Origin of the sequence: Sphingopyxis sp., from assembly GCF_016463645.1 — a bacterium.
Lineage (GTDB): Bacteria > Pseudomonadota > Alphaproteobacteria > Sphingomonadales > Sphingomonadaceae > Sphingopyxis.
Genome location: NZ_JAEMQX010000001.1, coordinates 55,707 through 70,995, shown reverse-complemented (window position 1 = coordinate 70,995; position 15,289 = coordinate 55,707). Strand labels below are relative to the sequence as shown.

General features: G+C 63.4%; 17 protein-coding genes. 7 read left to right on the top strand and 10 right to left on the bottom strand.

Annotation, left to right across the window (positions count from 1 at the left end; all coding sequences use genetic code 11):
- Positions 1 to 16 precede the first annotated feature (16 nt).
- Positions 17 to 979: a FecR family protein gene (locus tag JHC57_RS00345; RefSeq protein ID WP_120218825.1), complete on the bottom strand. Its 963-nt coding sequence runs from the start codon at positions 977 to 979 to the stop codon at positions 17 to 19.
- The gene (locus JHC57_RS00340; protein WP_120218826.1) at positions 976 to 1,560 is read right to left on the bottom strand and encodes a sigma-70 family RNA polymerase sigma factor; all 585 of its coding nucleotides are present in this window, start codon (positions 1,558 to 1,560) and stop codon (positions 976 to 978) included. The genes JHC57_RS00345 and JHC57_RS00340 overlap by 4 nt, the downstream gene beginning before the upstream one ends.
- Before the next feature lie 407 nt (positions 1,561 to 1,967).
- Here JHC57_RS00340 and JHC57_RS00335 point away from each other — a divergent pair, with 407 nt between their 5' ends.
- The 4 genes from JHC57_RS00335 (at position 1,968) to JHC57_RS00320 (ending at position 4,112) form a co-directional block, all read left to right on the top strand.
- Complete coding sequence (locus JHC57_RS00335) at positions 1,968 to 2,174, top strand: RNA polymerase subunit sigma (RefSeq protein ID WP_120218827.1); 207 nt, start codon at positions 1,968 to 1,970, stop codon at positions 2,172 to 2,174.
- Positions 2,175 to 2,580: 406 nt separating this feature from the next.
- Entirely contained in the window at positions 2,581 to 2,838 is a 258-nt protein-coding gene (locus JHC57_RS00330) for an addiction module antitoxin (RefSeq protein WP_215353386.1), read from the top strand.
- A 2-nt stretch (positions 2,839 to 2,840) separates the two neighbouring features.
- Positions 2,841 to 3,155 carry a type II toxin-antitoxin system RelE/ParE family toxin gene (locus JHC57_RS00325; RefSeq protein WP_120218830.1) on the top strand — a complete coding sequence of 105 codons (315 nt, stop codon included), beginning with the start codon at positions 2,841 to 2,843 and terminating at the stop codon, positions 3,153 to 3,155.
- Between the two features lie 33 nt (positions 3,156 to 3,188).
- Positions 3,189 to 4,112, top strand: coding sequence for a HEPN domain-containing protein (locus tag JHC57_RS00320; RefSeq protein WP_120218831.1), 924 nt, complete (start codon positions 3,189 to 3,191; stop codon positions 4,110 to 4,112).
- Here JHC57_RS00320 and JHC57_RS00315 read toward each other — a convergent pair.
- Entirely contained in the window at positions 4,109 to 4,537 is a 429-nt protein-coding gene (locus JHC57_RS00315) for a putative toxin-antitoxin system toxin component, PIN family (protein WP_215353385.1), read from the bottom strand. The genes JHC57_RS00320 and JHC57_RS00315 overlap by 4 nt on opposite strands.
- A 3-nt stretch (positions 4,538 to 4,540) precedes the next feature.
- Complete coding sequence (locus tag JHC57_RS00310) at positions 4,541 to 4,780, bottom strand: ribbon-helix-helix domain-containing protein (RefSeq protein WP_172594965.1); 240 nt, start codon at positions 4,778 to 4,780, stop codon at positions 4,541 to 4,543.
- A 232-nt stretch (positions 4,781 to 5,012) separates the two neighbouring features.
- On the opposite strand from JHC57_RS00310, the gene JHC57_RS00305 reads away from it, so the two are divergent.
- Both JHC57_RS00305 and JHC57_RS00300 read left to right on the top strand, forming a co-directional pair.
- The gene (locus JHC57_RS00305; protein ID WP_120218834.1) at positions 5,013 to 5,420 is read left to right on the top strand and encodes a MarR family winged helix-turn-helix transcriptional regulator; all 408 of its coding nucleotides are present in this window, start codon (positions 5,013 to 5,015) and stop codon (positions 5,418 to 5,420) included.
- 163 nt (positions 5,421 to 5,583) lie between these two features.
- Positions 5,584 to 6,030 carry a hypothetical protein gene (locus JHC57_RS00300; RefSeq protein WP_215353384.1) on the top strand — a complete coding sequence of 149 codons (447 nt, stop codon included), beginning with the start codon at positions 5,584 to 5,586 and terminating at the stop codon, positions 6,028 to 6,030.
- Here JHC57_RS00300 and JHC57_RS00295 read toward each other — a convergent pair.
- Together JHC57_RS00295 and JHC57_RS00290 are read right to left on the bottom strand one after the other, a co-directional pair.
- Positions 6,027 to 9,761 carry a conjugal transfer protein TraG N-terminal domain-containing protein gene (locus JHC57_RS00295; protein ID WP_294027739.1) on the bottom strand — a complete coding sequence of 1,245 codons (3,735 nt, stop codon included), beginning with the start codon at positions 9,759 to 9,761 and terminating at the stop codon, positions 6,027 to 6,029. The two genes, JHC57_RS00300 and JHC57_RS00295, sit on opposite strands and share 4 nt — an antisense overlap.
- Before the next feature lie 5 nt (positions 9,762 to 9,766).
- On the bottom strand, positions 9,767 to 11,179 hold the full coding sequence (locus tag JHC57_RS00290; protein WP_294027737.1) for a conjugal transfer protein TraH: 1,413 nt from the start codon (positions 11,177 to 11,179) through the stop codon (positions 9,767 to 9,769).
- A 99-nt stretch (positions 11,180 to 11,278) separates the two neighbouring features.
- Between JHC57_RS00290 and JHC57_RS00285 the strand changes: the two genes are divergently transcribed.
- Entirely contained in the window at positions 11,279 to 12,445 is a 1,167-nt protein-coding gene (locus JHC57_RS00285) for an ATP-binding protein (RefSeq protein ID WP_294027735.1), read from the top strand.
- 11 nt (positions 12,446 to 12,456) lie between these two features.
- Here the strand turns inward: JHC57_RS00285 and JHC57_RS00280 are convergent, their stop codons facing one another.
- The 4 genes from JHC57_RS00280 to JHC57_RS00265 are packed head-to-tail and all read right to left on the bottom strand — an operon-like array spanning position 12,457 to position 15,227.
- Positions 12,457 to 13,041 carry a hypothetical protein gene (locus JHC57_RS00280; protein ID WP_062770264.1) on the bottom strand — a complete coding sequence of 195 codons (585 nt, stop codon included), beginning with the start codon at positions 13,039 to 13,041 and terminating at the stop codon, positions 12,457 to 12,459.
- Positions 13,038 to 13,925 (bottom strand): conjugal transfer protein TraF, encoded by an 888-nt coding sequence (locus JHC57_RS00275; protein ID WP_215353381.1) that lies wholly within the window; start codon positions 13,923 to 13,925, stop codon positions 13,038 to 13,040. Before JHC57_RS00275 ends, JHC57_RS00280 begins: the two co-directional genes overlap by 4 nt.
- Positions 13,925 to 14,524 (bottom strand): S26 family signal peptidase, encoded by a 600-nt coding sequence (locus JHC57_RS00270; RefSeq protein WP_062770252.1) that lies wholly within the window; start codon positions 14,522 to 14,524, stop codon positions 13,925 to 13,927. Before JHC57_RS00270 ends, JHC57_RS00275 begins: the two co-directional genes overlap by 1 nt.
- Positions 14,496 to 15,227: a type-F conjugative transfer system pilin assembly protein TrbC gene (locus JHC57_RS00265; RefSeq protein ID WP_294027729.1), complete on the bottom strand. Its 732-nt coding sequence runs from the start codon at positions 15,225 to 15,227 to the stop codon at positions 14,496 to 14,498. Before JHC57_RS00265 ends, JHC57_RS00270 begins: the two co-directional genes overlap by 29 nt.
- Positions 15,228 to 15,289: the final 62 nt, after the last annotated feature.

Sequence of the window (15,289 nt, the reverse complement as noted above, 5' to 3'; positions counted from 1 at the left end):
GACGAGGCCGGCTGAATTATCCCCCCGTTTTTTTTCGGGACAGGATGATGGCGCCGTCACTCTCTTGGGCCGAAAGTCCGAAAACCGCGCTGAGTTTTCGCGCGAGCGACGCGCTGTCGGTGACATCGAACCGGCCCGTGACCTCAAGCGATCCGAGCGCGGGGTCAGCCAGCCGGATTGACTTGCTGTTCACCCGGTTCGCTTGATCGATGACCTCGCTGAGCGGCAACTTGTCGGCGACGACCCGAGATGTCGGTTGGACGTTTGCCACGGGTAGCGTCATTGCCGTGTCGGGCGTCGACCGAGCGGCGTCGCCGCGCGGCAGATGAAGCGGTTCGCCGCCCTGTACCTCGACCGTGTCGCCGGGGTTCAGTCTGACCGTGCGTCCGCCGGGCGCTGTCGCCCGCACATCGACAGAGCCGCTGACCAGCCGGACGCTCGGATTGCGTCGTGTCAGATCGACTTCGAAGATGGTGCCGAGTGCGACAATTTCGGATCCCCCGGCGATGACACGAAAGGGCCGGGAGGCATCGTGCGCTACGGTGAAACGGGCACGGCCGCCGGTCATGACGACCTCCCTGTCACGCTCCGAAAATCTGGTCTCGATCTTCGCTCCGTCGAGGAGTTCAACCAATGTGCCGTCGACCAGCCGAACGGCTTCGCCCTCGACGGACCGGGTCGCGATTTGCGGACCGGTCCCGGCACGCCCGGCATACCAGGCGCCTCCGAGGGCAAGCATGACGACGAGCAGGAAAGCCGTTGCCCAGCGTAGCCGGTTTGATCCGGAAGGGCGCAGCGCACGCGCCCTGATCCGGCCCGCGACATTCACATCGAGAGCCGCCCAGCGCTTTTCCGCCTCGGCATAGGCCGCGGCATTTTCGGGATCGGCCATCCACGCATCGAACTTCGCGCGATCAGCCGCCGCATCGCTCGCGCGCATGCGCGCGAACCATTTTCCCGCTTGTACCTCGCGGCTCATGACCGCGGACCTTTTACGCGAAGGATTGCCGTCATGGCCTTGGCGATTTGCTTTTCCACGCCCTTCTCGCTCATTCCTGTTGCAGCCGCAATTTCGGCATAGGACATACCCTCGAACCGGTGCATCAGGAAGATGTCGCGGGTTTTCGGTTTCAGGCGTTCGAGACGGTCCTCGACACGGCGCATCATGTCCCTTGCTTCGAGCGCGGCGTGGGGGTCGGACCCTGGATGCTCGGTATCGTCATATTCATGATGTGCCGAGGCGAAGCGACGCCGGTCGACATGGGCACGTTCGATGAGCAGGTTGCGTGCCGCTCGTGCCAAATAGGCTCCGGGCTTTTCGATCCGCGACACAATATCCGCGCCGCTTGCGGCAAGGCGTTGGAAGCACTCCTGGACCAGATCCCCGACATCCTGTGAATTCGTCCGTCGGCGCAGGAAACGGGAAAGTTGCGGCTGGTGCTCTTGATACATGGCTTCGATAGCCGCAGACTTATGCTGGTTGCCCCAGTCATCGATTTCGATCTGAAATGCAGGCTCCGCTCGCCGGCGCGCTTCGGCAGCCTCTTCGTCATAATCCATTGTCTCGCCTTCCCGGACGGGAGGAAAGGCGGCCTAAAGCCGGGTGTTGAGAACACACTTGAGGCGCGTGCGCCGTCGCCTTTAGCCCGAAGGCTTGTACATACGCGACGGCCACCCGGACAGGATGGCGAACAGGTGTTTTTGCTCAAAGGGTTCTCAAGCCCCGGCATCGCGCCGCCTGCCAGCCCGATGCCCGTTCAGCATAATCGATTGCTTTCCAAGAGCAAGACTTCCGCCGGACCATGCCTCATCGTGCCCGGACACTCGGAAAAGCAAGGGGATGCGCGCGCTTCTTGTTCGGAATGCAGGGAGTGAAGGGGGGGAGTCAGAAAGGTGGTGGCGGTCGCTCAGGCTGCCGGTCTGGCAGGAGGATCATCATGTCCAGCAACGGGAGCGGGAGTAAGCGGTTGCGGATCGCGCGGCGGGCGATCCGCCGAATGGAGCCGTTCGATCGCGCCGTCTTTCTTGCGATCCGGTTCGAGAACGCGGGCTACGAGGATTTGGCCGAAAGACACGGCATGGGCATTGAAGAGATCGAGAAGGCGTTTGCGCGCGCCGTCCATATCCTGATCACCACGCCGCCCCCGCCGTGGTGGCAGATCTGGCGCTATTGAAGGCCGCGCCCTTGACTTCGAGACGCCACCGCCCTGAAACGGCGTCATGGGAAAATATGATGCGCTTGGCGCCTTCCTCAGGCGGTGGAGGGTTTGCCACGATGCCGATGGCGTCGAGCTCAGCTTTTCGCACATCGAGAGCATCATTGGCGCGGTTCTTCCGCGCGCGGCGTTCGGTGCCGATTGGTGGTCAGCGGCAGAGTTTTCGGAAGTAGAGCCGCCCCATCGACGTGCCTGGCTCGATGCGGGCTTCGAGGCGGTTGCCAAACCGGCTCGCGAATGCGTCTATTTCCGTCGTCGAAGCGGCGGCCAGTAGGTAGAAAGATATCCGACTATGCCGGGGTCAATATGATCAGGATTGATTGTCCATATTATTCCTCTACATTGTGACGGACGCGAGGTTTTTATGAACAAACAAACGACCCTGAATGTCCGTATTGGCGGCGCCCTCAGCGATTTCGTGGCGACCAATGTTGGCGACGACGGCTCCTATGAGAATGTCAGCGAATATGTCCGTGATCTCATTCGGCGCGATAAGGAACGCGCGGAAGCGGAGCAATTCGCCCGCTTGAAGGCGGAGTTGCAAAGGGCCTTCGCAGCGCCTGACTCTGACTTCGTGGCTCTCGATGCCGATGCGGTGATCGGTCGGGCGCGCCGAAACTGACGATGGCTAATTTTCGGGTTTCCGCGATCGCCGGGCAGCGGCTCGACGAAATCTATGCCTATACGCGGGAGAAGTGGGGAGATGCGCAGGCAGAAGCCTATGTGCGGGGCCTTTTCGACTGTTTTGGTCGGATCGCCAGGCGCGAGCTTCTTTGGCGGGCTATTCCGGCTGAATTCGGTGTTGATGGCTATTACGGCAAGTGCGAACATCATTATGTCTATTGGCGTTTGCTCGGCGACGGAACTGCGGGCATCGTTACGATCCTTCACGAACGCATGCATCAGATGGATCGTTTCCGCGACGACACCGCGGCATAAGGGGCTGCGGCAGTTCCGAAGCGCAGGGCGAAAATGAAAACAGAAATCGACCACCTTCCGGCAAAGCAGCAGGGCGAACTCGAACGCATCAAGGCCGTGCTGATGGAGGAGTTCGCGCGATCGATCGAGCGCGCGACACAGCCTGGCAAACGCAACGGCAAGATCCTGAAGATCATCCTGTTCGGCAGCTATGCCCGCGACGATTGGGTCGATGAGCCGGAGAATGGCTATCAGTCCGATTTCGACCTGCTGATCGTTGTCAGCCATGAGGATCTCACCGACATCTCCGACCATTGGTACATCGCCGAGGACAAGATCCTCCGCGACCCCGATGTCGGACGGACGCTGAACATCATTGTCCATACGCTCGCCGACGTGAACCGCGCGCTCAGCCGCGGCGAATATTTCTGGGTCGATATCATCCGCGATGGCGTGATGCTATACGACCTGCCGAACCATCCTTTGGCAACGCCGAAGCCGCTGACGCCAGTTGATGCCTATGAAATGGCCGTGGGGTATTTCTCGGCAAATTTTGCGGAAGCCGGGCGCAGACTGGAAGCGTTCGATTTCGAGTTTGGTAAGGCCATGCTTGACGGGGGATGGCTAAAGGGAGCTGCATTCGCATTGCACCAAGCCGTTGAGCGGCTTTACGGGTGCTATTTGCTTGCAAACACGTTCTATTTTCCACGCTCGCACAATATCAAGTTCCTGCGATCGCTCGCAGAGGACCGCGAGCCGCGCCTGGTTGAAGCCTGGGCTCGCGACAGTAAGATCGACCGCCGCCGCTTCGAATTGCTGAAACGCGCTTATGTTGAGGCTCGATACTCTGCCAGTTACGAAATTAGCGCTGCCGACCTCGAAGCGCTTGCAGCGTCGGCCGAGAAATTGCGCGCGATCGTCGAGGCGATCTGCGGTTCACATATCGCGGACCTGAAGAAAGCTGCCGGCGGCAGCTAAAATCCTGGTTCGTTGCCCGTGATCAGTTTCAGGAATTCTCGTACTGTGACGATCTGTGCTCCGGCATGGCGTTCCAGGCTCAGCAAGTCGGCCCTGTCTCCCGTGATCAGATATCCGGGTTTCGCCGCTTCGATCATTGCCAGCAGATAATTGTCCCACGGATCGCGGCTGACGGAGACGTCCGGCAGGTCCTGTGCCATTATGGCGGCGCCCTTCAACTCGTTGACCATTCGTCCGGCGACTGCAGGATTCAGCCGGGCGCGGATTTTGGGATAACGAGTGACGCGCCGAAGTTCGTCCAATTGTTCGGCAGATGTGACCAGCGCGACCCTGCCCTGACGCCATAGGGCAATCAGCTGGTAGGGCAGCGACCGTTCATGCAACAGGGCGCTCACAAGCACATTGGTATCGATAATGACGCGCATGCGTCAGTTCCGACGCGCGTCGGCAACCGCTTCGTCTATCAGACTATCCATCTCCTCCGGTGACAGGTCATCGAAACCGGCACGGGCCTCCGCCAACGTCAGGTCGAGCAGGCGCCATTTCACCGATTCTTCGATAAAACGCGACAGGTCGCCCTTCTTCATGCCACGCTGGGCAAGATAGGTTCGGACATCGATGTCGGTTTCCGGTGCGACATTCACCGTCCAGCGGGTTACTTCGCCCATCACACATTCCCTCATCGTCGCTAAAGCGGTTATACGCTTATCATCTTATGTGCCGTCTATCAACCGACCAGCCTAAGGGGCGTTGGAATCACCGCAAGCAAACGGGAGGCTCGTTTTTTGTGGTACCAATATTCGAGCCTCTGCAAGACCGGCGCCGGGCCGCAGCTTTCGTCTGCGGCGCCTGCCTATCTGGCTTTTCGCGCCGGAAAGCGCAGAGGCTTGGTTTGGGCGAATGTCGGATGTCGCGGCACATCAAGATGATCCGACTTTCGATGTCGAAGCCAACCGACTGCGTTTCTGCCGCGAGCTGCTCATGGAGCGGCGAATAATGGACCGCTATATCCGGGAAATCAGCCTGAGCCCTGCAAGCTGGATCATCTTGCTCGAGCTTTATTCAGCTGACGCCGCTAGCAAACGATTGTCCGTATCCAGCCTCGGCTATGCGAGCGGCGTTTCGATCGCGACGGCCGTTCGGCTGACCCAAAGTCTAGAAGCGCGCGCGATCGTCGAACGTCAACGAGATCCGCACGATGCGCGCCGAACAAATGTGGCGCTTTCGGCACGCGGGAGAGCATCTCTTCGGTGCATCTTTGACGATTGCGTGGCGAACAGGGCTGCAGCGCCAGCCCTGAAGAATTAGCCCATTGCAACCTGAGGGAAGGGAGGGGGCGTGGCGAGCGTGCAATCGAAATCGGCGAGGGGAGCACATGTCGCTTAGCTCCCGAGGTAATTCGTTCGATTTCGGCACCACTCCGAATTCCCATGCGTTGCCGTCGATGCTACATTTGAACGCGAGGTAAGCCATGCAGAACACGCCTTCTTCAGCGATCCCGGAGCTTGAAATTCCGCAGCCCGCTGCGGCCGATTGGCTGTGGCGCCCGTGGTATGCCAAGCTCTGGTGGGCAGCGATCCCAATATATTGGACGGTGGCGGCGGCGTCGTTGAAGATCCCGGCCCTGCGGGCGTTTTTCGAGAGCGCTTTCGCTGGCTATCTGACCGCCCTCTTCTTCCCGCTCACGGCGCTGCTCGTACTGGGGTTCGGATTCGTGCGCGCGTGGCTCGATAGGCCTTTCGCCGGCGACCCGCTCTCGGATGAGGAAATCGAGGAACTCGAACGTATCAAGATCGAGCAGGAAACTCTGCGGTATCCCCCAGACCATTTGCGTCCCGTAGGCGATATCTACGATCCGTTCTCGGGCACGATCTATATCGGCAATCCGCTCAGTCCCAACAACGGCTCGCGAATCTAGCGCTTCTTGTCGCTGTTATCTCCGTCGAATGGACCGTTGGCGAGATCAGTCGAGAACCGGCCTTTGCTCAAGATCGATGACTGCTCATACGACGTCATCGGGGCCGTGATGTCCGCAGTACCTCGCGCGGAATCGGCCTGACCAAGATAGCGATTCCGTAGCCCTTCCTGTCCAAGCACTTGTCGGTTCAACTCGCGGGTGAACGTCGCTTCGGGAGTTTCTGACCGCGCGGCGGCGCGTTCTGCTGCGGAAATCGCCCCGCGAACTTCATAGTTGACGATATCAAGGGAAGCTTGGGCGTTTTCACTGCTGATCCCGACGTCGCGGCTGGAAAACCCGAGGCTTCCGCCGACATTTCCCGAAGTCGCGGTTTGCGATCGTGAACCGCCTTTTTGCTTACCGCCACGGGAAGCATAATCGCTGCTTTGCGCGCTGCCGCCGATGTTGCCGCCGACAGTCGTTCCCATGGTGATCTGATCCTGTGCCGAGCGCGATATCGAACGCTGCCAACCCGTCTGCGCCATGATTGCCGACACATCGCGCTGCAGCGTATCGGCCACCTGCGGATTAAGCCGCCACTCGCCATTGCGATCCATCTCGAACCCGCCTTTGAGCCAGTTCGCCATCATGGCCTGACCCTGTTCGCTGCTCAGCATATTCTCGATCGTGTCGGGTCCGGCCTGCTTGCCGGCCTCATATTTGGTGCTGGTGTCGCTGCGCGCCGATTGCGAGAATCCCGTGCTGCTCGACACCAGCAGATCATTGTCCGCGAAACTGAACCGTGCGCGGCCGCCTTCGGCGATGGCGCCATATTGGCTGTCGTTGATGAGTCCTGCCGCCCGGAGCTGGCGCGCGACGTCGGGCGATACATTGAGATTGAGGTCGCCATTCTGCGCCATCGCGAGCTCGCGCTTGGTCATGTTGATGCCCTCGCTGCGCAGTAGGCCCTGCATGCGCGTCAGCCGCTCATTGTCGACGATACGCGTCAGCCGCTCGTTGCGTGCGCGATCGGCGATGCCCGCCGCGCCGCCCTCGGCCATGTCGACCTGGTTGCCCGCCGTGCGGCTGAGCGCCCCGATGAAAGCATCGAGCTGCGCCGCGCCGCGGGTCGACATGCCGGCAGCCGCAGCGCCTTCGGCAAATCCGAAATTATCACTCTGCCGCCGCTGCTCGCCGATCCGCGCGGCGCCGCGCACGCCCGAATGACCAATTTCGCGTTGGGCATCCAGCTTGCCCGACCGCTCGGCAAAATCATAGCCAGCCGCTTCGCGGGTGCGGCCATAGACGCTGGTACCCTCGCGCCCCGCCTGTTCGGTCGCGCCGTCGGCCGTGCCGAGCTGGACCGAGGCGTTGTAGGTTTCGAGGGCGCGCATGACCTGCGCCTCGTTGCGGCCCGTGGCGCGGGAGAGGGAGGAGATGGCGGACGAGCGCGCTTCGCCCGAGAGGGTGTTGATGAAGGAGATGCGGCGCGCGGTTTCGTCGACGGGAAGGCCGAGCATCGCTGCGGCATTGCGCTGGCCTTCATTGCTGCCGGTCCGATACGCCTGCTCGGTCGCGACATTGCGCCGCTCGACGGCCGCGACATTATCGCCGGCATAGTCGCGCCGCCCTTCCATCGCGCCGACATTGACCTCAGCCCCGGTCAGATCGTTCCGCAGCATCTGCTCCTGGTCGAAAGTGTTGGCGATGAGCTTCGCGAAGGTCGGATCGGCCGACGCCTGCGCGATCACCGTCGAGGCCTTGAGCTCGGCATCCTTCCCCGCATAGCCGTTGCGCTCGAAGTGCCGCTGCGCGCCCTGGAACATCATGTCATAGGCGCGGGTGTCGCCGAATGCTTTCCACTGGACCATGTTCTGTGCGAAGCGCGCAAAGGCGCGCTCGCCCGCCTGTCCCTCGCCGAAATAGCTCGTGCCGAGCCCGCGCAGCGCGTCCTTCTCGGCAAAATTATGGATCGCCGCCGTCGTCGCATTGGCGCGCACGGCCGCGGCGGTCGCGGGATGAGTGAGGTCGCGGCCGACGAGTGCGGGCGCGAGCCCGCCAAGATCGCGTGCGGCATCGGTCGCGCCGAGTGCGAAGCCCGTCGTTCCGCCTACCCCGGGGGTCCGATCGGCGAGATAGCCGCCGGCGGCGCCGAAGGCGCGGTTGCTGCCGAGCGTCGAGCGCTCCCCGAAATCCCCGAAACTCGATGTGGCGCTGCGCCGTGCCATCGTGCCGGTCGCGGACGATTGCGCCTCGAGCGCCTGCGCGCGGCCTTCGTGCGTCATGATCGAGGTCGCCGCCGCGGTGCCCTGGCCCTGGACGCCGAGCGCGCCGCTGGTGAAGGAGGTGAACACGTTTCCGGAGAATCGGAACACGGTGAACACGAACGCGCCGGCGAGCCCGGCGGCGGCGGTGCGGAACGACCCGAAGATCGCGAGCGCCTTCATCGCCGAGCCGGGGGCGAGCATCCAGGCATTGGCGGCGACATGGTTCGAACGCATCTCGGCAAGCACGTCCATCGCGCGGCCGAGGGTCAGCTGATAGATGCCGGCGTCGATCACCCCCCACATGGCGACGAACACGAAGAGGCCGAGCGCGAAGCTCGCGACGCGCAGGTTGATCGGGGTCAAGATAAAGAGGAGGGCGATCGGCATCATGAACAGCATGATGCCGAAGACGGTCGCGCGGATCGTCGGCATCCATTCGTTCGCGGTCGACATGGTGGCAAGCCCGCTCGAGACGACGGCGCGGTTCGCCATGACGCGCGCCGCGGTCGCGGGGCTGTCTTCGAAGAGCACGTCGCCGACGGCGTTACCGAGGTTGATGTTGGTCATCAGTTGCTGGAGCGTGAGCGGGGTGCCGAGCATCTTGTCGCCGAGCGCGCCAAGGTTCGAGCGGCAGCGCTGGAGCTGGGCGGCGTTCGATATGTCATAGCCGGTGCGTTCGCACACCTGCCGGCTATAATCCTCGAAAAGCGCCGGATCGGAGAGGCGGTCCGAGATATGCGTCCATGCCTCGGTGCAGCTCACCGTGGTGCCGCCCTTGTCGGAGGCGGTGAACACCGTGCTGAAGGTCGCCGGCCCCGCCATCGCGGCGAACGCCTGCGGCAGGTCGGTGGTGGTCCTAAACAGCTGATCGTCGTCGATGCCATAGGCGGGCGACACGCGCGCGACCGGGTAGCATTGGCGGACATAGTCCTTGATCGTCGCGTCGAGAAAGCTGTCGGTCATCGGCCCGCGCGGGGATACGGCATTGAGAAAGAGATCGAAGCTGTGCCCGCCGGCGCCGAACTCGAGCTTGGCATTGGGATCGAGCGTATTGTCGTCGATCGTCTCGGCGATCGCGCGTTCCATCATGTTGGTGACGCCGGCCACGAGCACGATCAGGTTCGGCACGTCGCCGACCGGCTGATAGGCATTGCGGACACGGTCGTAGACATGGACCGTTCCCGTCGTCGCGACGAGGCCGACGAAGAGGCCGATGCCGACGAGCGTCTGGAAGCCGAAGGCGACGATGCCCATGCCGTTGCCGCGCACGCTCGCGAGGAGCGCGCCGAGCGCGATGCCGGCGACGGCGATGATCACCACCAGCGTCTCGTAGCGCGGGTCGGCGAAAATCATCGAGACAAGGCGGAACGCGTCGACCGTCTCGTTGAACCCGTCATAGGTGTGGAAGCTCGTCTCGAGCGCCAGCGCGGGAGCGGGAACGAGCGCGAAGGCGGCGGCGAGCGTGGAAGGGAAGGGCGCGCGCATGGCGGTCAGCGGTTGGCCGCGGCGCCCGCGGCATCACGAGCATCGCGGTCGCGCTGGCGGACGAGACCGGCGTAATTGGCGGAGAGGTTCGCCTGGTTCAGCGCGGCCATATAGGATTGGCGCATCTGGGCGCGCTGGCGCAGCACCTCTTCGCGCAGCCCGTGGAGCTGCTCGATCCCCTTGGTGAGGATGCGCGTCTGGCAGATGTTGGAATTTCCCGCATCGGCCGCGCCCGCCGCCGCGGCGCCGCGCTCGGCGTTCGACAGCGCGAAGTCGAGGCTGCGGGTGAGGTCGTTGAGCATCTGGTAGGCGAGGGTCAGCGCGACGAGTTCGTCGGTGTCGCCAATCACGCTATCCTCGACGCCTTCGCGGACGCCCCACTCAAGCATGCGGTAGATCGGAAGCGTCTTCACATTGGCGACGAACTGGCGTTCCTCGGCCGTGAGCGCGGCCCGGGTGCGGATCTTCGTCGCGATCGCCTGCATCCGCTCGCGCGCGAGGATCAGCGCGCCGCGGCCCGGTCCGTCGACGCCGCAATCGGCGCCGGTCGGCGGCACGTTCAGCGCGCGGCGCCGGACGCGTCCGGTCAGGAAATCCTCGACGCCCTCGGTCTCCTGGCGCGGGCAGGCGGGGATCGCCGAGAAGAGCGGCACCTTGTCGGTCGCATCCCAGCGCATATAGACGTCGCCGACCCGGGCGCGCATGACCCCGGTCCATTCGCTCGCGCCGACCCGCGCGGCGGCATGGGCGAGGAGCGAGCCGGTGCGGAAGATGTCGGTGACCTCGCGCGGGCAGTTGGCGAGCGCGTCGCGCAGGTCTTCCGTCGGATTGTTCTGGTTCGCCTGGATCTTCTCGCGGCTCTGCTGATAGCTTTTCGCATAGCCTTCCTTGATCGACTTGTAGCCGGTCATCTCCTCGATGATCCCTGACATATTGTCGTCGCCCTTGGCGATCTGGACCATGCGGTTGGCGAGGCGGCAGTCGTTGACTTGGATCGAGTTCAGATAGTTGGTCGCCGCCTCCATCTTTGAGATGATGTTGCCCATCTTCTCGTCGAGGGTTTCGAGGAGATATTGGAAGGCGACGGCGGGCGCGGCCTGCAGGATGCTTTCCAGCTTCTGGACGAGATACTCGGGATCGAGGAAGGACATGCCGCCGAGGAACATGTCGATCCCGCCGCAGCCGGCGCGCACTTTCGGCAACGTCACGCTCATGAGGTAATCGTTGTGGACGTCGACGCGGCCCGAGAAGCCGCCCGCGGTCACATAGCCGCGCGCCTGATCCTCGAAGCTGCCGGGCGAGGTGTAGGTCACATTGTCGAACCAATGCTCGGCCCAGCTTTGGGCATGAGCCGGCGCGGCCATTCCCATAGCTGATAGCGTAGTGAGCGCAGCGATCATCTGGCGGGATTTTGGCATGACTTGCTCCTTTCAATCCTCTCGGGCCGGGTTCGCCATGATCAGCATGTTATGCAAATTAACCTTGCAAAACTGGAATAGAACTCCATAAATGCAAGGATGATTGATCGCCGTATCTCGACGGAACTGGCGGAAAGGTTGGCCGAAGTGCCAGCTGTTGCGCTCATCGGCCCAAGACAGGTCGGCAAGACCACGCTCGCGGTTGAAATCGGCGAATCCAGACCCTCGATCTACCTCGACCTCGAGTCCGATGCGGATCGCGCCAAGCTGGCGGAACCCGAACTTTATCTTGCCGGACATGCGGACAAGCTGGTCATCCTCGACGAAGTCCATCGTTTGCCGGGACTGTTCCAGATCTTGCGCGGGCTGATCGACGCCGGTCGGCGTAGAGGCCAAAGGACAGGCCGCTTCCTGCTCCTCGGCTCGGCATCGATCGATCTTCTGCGCCAGTCGGGAGAGAGTCTCGCCGGACGTATCAGCTACCTCGAAATGCGTCCGCTCGACGGGCTTGAAGTCGGCGATGATCAAATTGACCGGCTTTGGGTACGCGGCGGATTTCCCGATAGCTTCCTTGCGGCGAGCGATCGGGCAAGCCAGCGATGGCGGCAGGATTTTATCCGCACCTATCTCGAACGCGATATTCCAATGTTCGGTCCCCGCATCGCGGCCGAGACACTCCGCCGTTTCTGGACGATGCTCGCACATCATCAATCCGGCCTTCTCAATGCGGCCGAATTTGCCCGGAGCCTCGGCGTCGACGGCAAGACGGTCGCTGGATATCTCGATCTTCTGGTCGATCTTCTCTTGGTCCGACGTCTCGAGCCGTGGCACAGCAACGCAGGCAAGCGTCTCGTCAAATCGCCGCGCATTTATGTCCGCGACAGCGGACTCGTTCACACACTGCTTGGGCTTTCGTCCTACGAAGATATTCTCGGCCATCCCATCGCGGGGGCAAGTTGGGAAGGTTTCGTCATCGAAACGCTGATCGCCGCTGCCCCGGAGGGGACGAAAGCCAATTTCTATCGGACGGCGGCGGGCGCGGAAATCGATTTGCTGCTGACGCTTCCTGGCGGCGAGCTTTGGGCAATCGAGATTAAGAGGAGCCTGCAACCCAAGCTTGAACGCGGCTTTCATCATGCCTGCGACGATCTCTCGCCCGCGAAGCGATTGCTGATCTATCCCGGCCGCGAGCGCTACCCGCTTGCCGATGGCGTCGAAGTGATGCCGGTTGTGGTCGCCGGTCATGCACTTCTCGCGGAGGTATAGGCGGGCAGTGTTCATGGCTTGGCACTGCGCTGCGATGGCGCTCCCGGACTGTTCCCGACGATCCCCGTAAACTTGGAAAGCGCACGCACGCCGACAGCGGGTTTCACCCCAGTCAGCATCTTGGCGGACAGATAAAGATTGCGCGCGAGGTTCGGACTATGGTCGGTGCCGACCGCGATCGGGATGATACGGTTCGCGTCCTTCACCGGGCGTACCCAGGCTACGGGATGCCCGACCCAGGGGAGGCCGACCCGACCCGAGCGCAGCATCGCTTCGTCGGCGCCGAGCGCCCGAACCCGCCAGCCATAACGGCGTCCGAGGTCTTGGAGCTTCGGCCAGAGGTCGGCGCAGGGGAGGCAGCCCGGCGCCGTGCTCATCTCGACGATGAAGGCGCCGCCCGCGCCGCGCAACTCCTCGGCGAAGTTAGGCGGAAAGGACCGCGTTACCGGAACGCGCGCGAGCCAGACGTTCATCTCGGCCGCGCTCGCAACCGGGTGGATCGCGGCGCGCGCCGCCTGCTCGCGCGAAGGGGACTGCGCGAGCGCCGGCAAGGCGAGGCCGACGCAGAGCAGCGAGAGGAGGGCGCGCGCCTTCATGGCCGAGGTTCGAGGCTCGAGGTGACGAGATCGCCGCCGAGTGCGCGGGGATCGGTCGCAGAGACCGGCCCCGCCGACAGGGCATCGAAGAAGCCGTCCTCTTCGCCCGCGCCGGTCAGGAATTGCTCGGGCCGGATATCGCCGAGCAGCAGCCGCACCGCCTGGTAAGCGGTCTGCGAAAGGTTCGGATAGGATTCGACGCCGCTCGCGATCACCATGCGCTGGGCGCTGCCGCGGCGGATCACCATCGTCGTCGGCGTGATCTCGACCCCGAACCGCGTGGCGAGTTCGGGCCGCTGGTCGATGTCCATCAGCGTGACCTGCCAACCGGTTTCCTCGCGGAAGCGCTCGATGATCGGCCACTGCACGCGGCAGTATCCGCAGCTCGAGCGCGAGAACATCACGAGCGCGAACTGCCCGGCCTGGCCGCGAAGATAGTGCCGCCGGACCTGCTCCTTCTCGGCCCCCATCGTGGCACGCGCGTCCCCGACCATCGGGTTGGCGGACTTGGCGCTGAGTTCGGGGTGATGAAGCATCGCGACCTGGGTGACGCCGGCGAAGGCGCGGGCCTTTCGCCTCGCAAAGTCCTGCAAGCGCCAGAAATCGGCGACGGCATCGATCGTGAGCACGGTCGCGGCATAGTCGCGCTGCGCCTCGATCAGCTTGCGGATCTTCGGCGGCGTTAGGCGCGCAAGCTCTGCCATCGGCGGAATCCGGGGCTTCGCCAGCGCTTCGGGGTCCGCATCGTCATCCTTAGGCGGCGGGGCCTGATACCACCAATAGCCTTGCTTGGGTTCGGGCTGAGCCGTGCGGGAAAGCTGAGCCGCAGCGGGCACCGCAACGCCGACGGCCAGCGCGACGAGCGAGAGCAGGGAAGCGCGCATCACAACAACTTCTCCATCCGCTTGAGCTCGCCGATCGGCACCGGGCCATAATAGCGGCTGTCGAACCCGCTCGGATGGTGCGAGCCGACATAGATGGTGCCGGGCAGGATCAGCCCGTTGTCGGGACGCCAATGCTCGAGCCGCTGGCCGTTTCGCCCGAACGGTTTGCTGATACCGAGCAGCTTGCCTTCGCAGAAATACCAGCCGTCGAGCGCATTGGGTTCGAAGGTCGAAGGCTTCTCGATCAGGCTGATGCGCTCGCCGGGAAAGCAGAGCGCGAACTTGGTGACATTGACAGGTTTTGGTCCCGCGAGCGGATGCGAGAGCGTGAACATGACGAGGTCGCCTTTCGCGATCGGCCCCGGCGCGGCGCGCACGGCCCAGGCGTCGATCGACGGCGACATGACCCAAGTGACCTGTGCCATCGCCCAGCAGGCGAAAAGGCCCGAGGGAATGACGATCGCGCAGGCCTTCCATAGCCGGTTCGGGCGCGCGGGCTGCCCAAGCCCTTCACTGCCGAGCGCGACCGCCGCGCGGCGCGGCAGTCCTTTCAGCGCGATGGCAAGTCGCTTACCGAGCTTCCAGGCGTGACTGAGCATCGCGCACCTCCTCCTTTCCGCCGAGGCGGGCAATTTCTTCGAGCAGGCCGGAGAGCGCCGCGTCACCGTAAACGACATGGGAAGCGCGCGGACTCTCGTCCTCGCGCTCGCAATAGGGGAGCGCCGGATCGCCCGGGATCATCGCGAGCGCAGGCACGCGGGCGACGCCGTGCTGGCGGAAGACCAGCGGGTCGACGATCACCTGGATGTCGCGCATCACGCAGGCCGGGCCTTCGCAGCCCGGATCGAGCCGCAGCATCTCGGCGGTGAGCTTCGCCATCGGCGCCACCTTGGTCATCCCGCCCGGCATGCCGCGAAATGCGATCACGCCGCGCGCCTTCTCAACCTGCGCGGCATAGGTTCTGAGCGTTGCCGTCGGCATCGACGAGGAGACGAACAGCACGGGCACCCAGCCCTTGGTCGCTTGCGCCGGCCCCGCATCGGCGATGGCCTTCATGTCGGGCGCTTCGAGGCCGAGCGCCTGGCCGAGCCGCTTCGCCATCGCCTCGCGCTCGGCAGCGAAGCGATCCTTGCCGGCCTTGAGCGCGTCGCGCGCACGTGATTCCATTGCCGGAGACTTGGAGTGGCCGCGCAGGGCTTCGAAGGCGCGGCGGCGCTCGGCTTCGGTCGGCTCCGGCAGCTCCGATGGAGCGTGGACAGACTCGACTTTTGGCCGCGAGATTGCGCCGCGCAGCCGTTCCATCGCGGCATTGCCTTCGCGTTCGATCTCACTGCGCGCCGACGAGGGCTCTTCGGTCCCCGGCG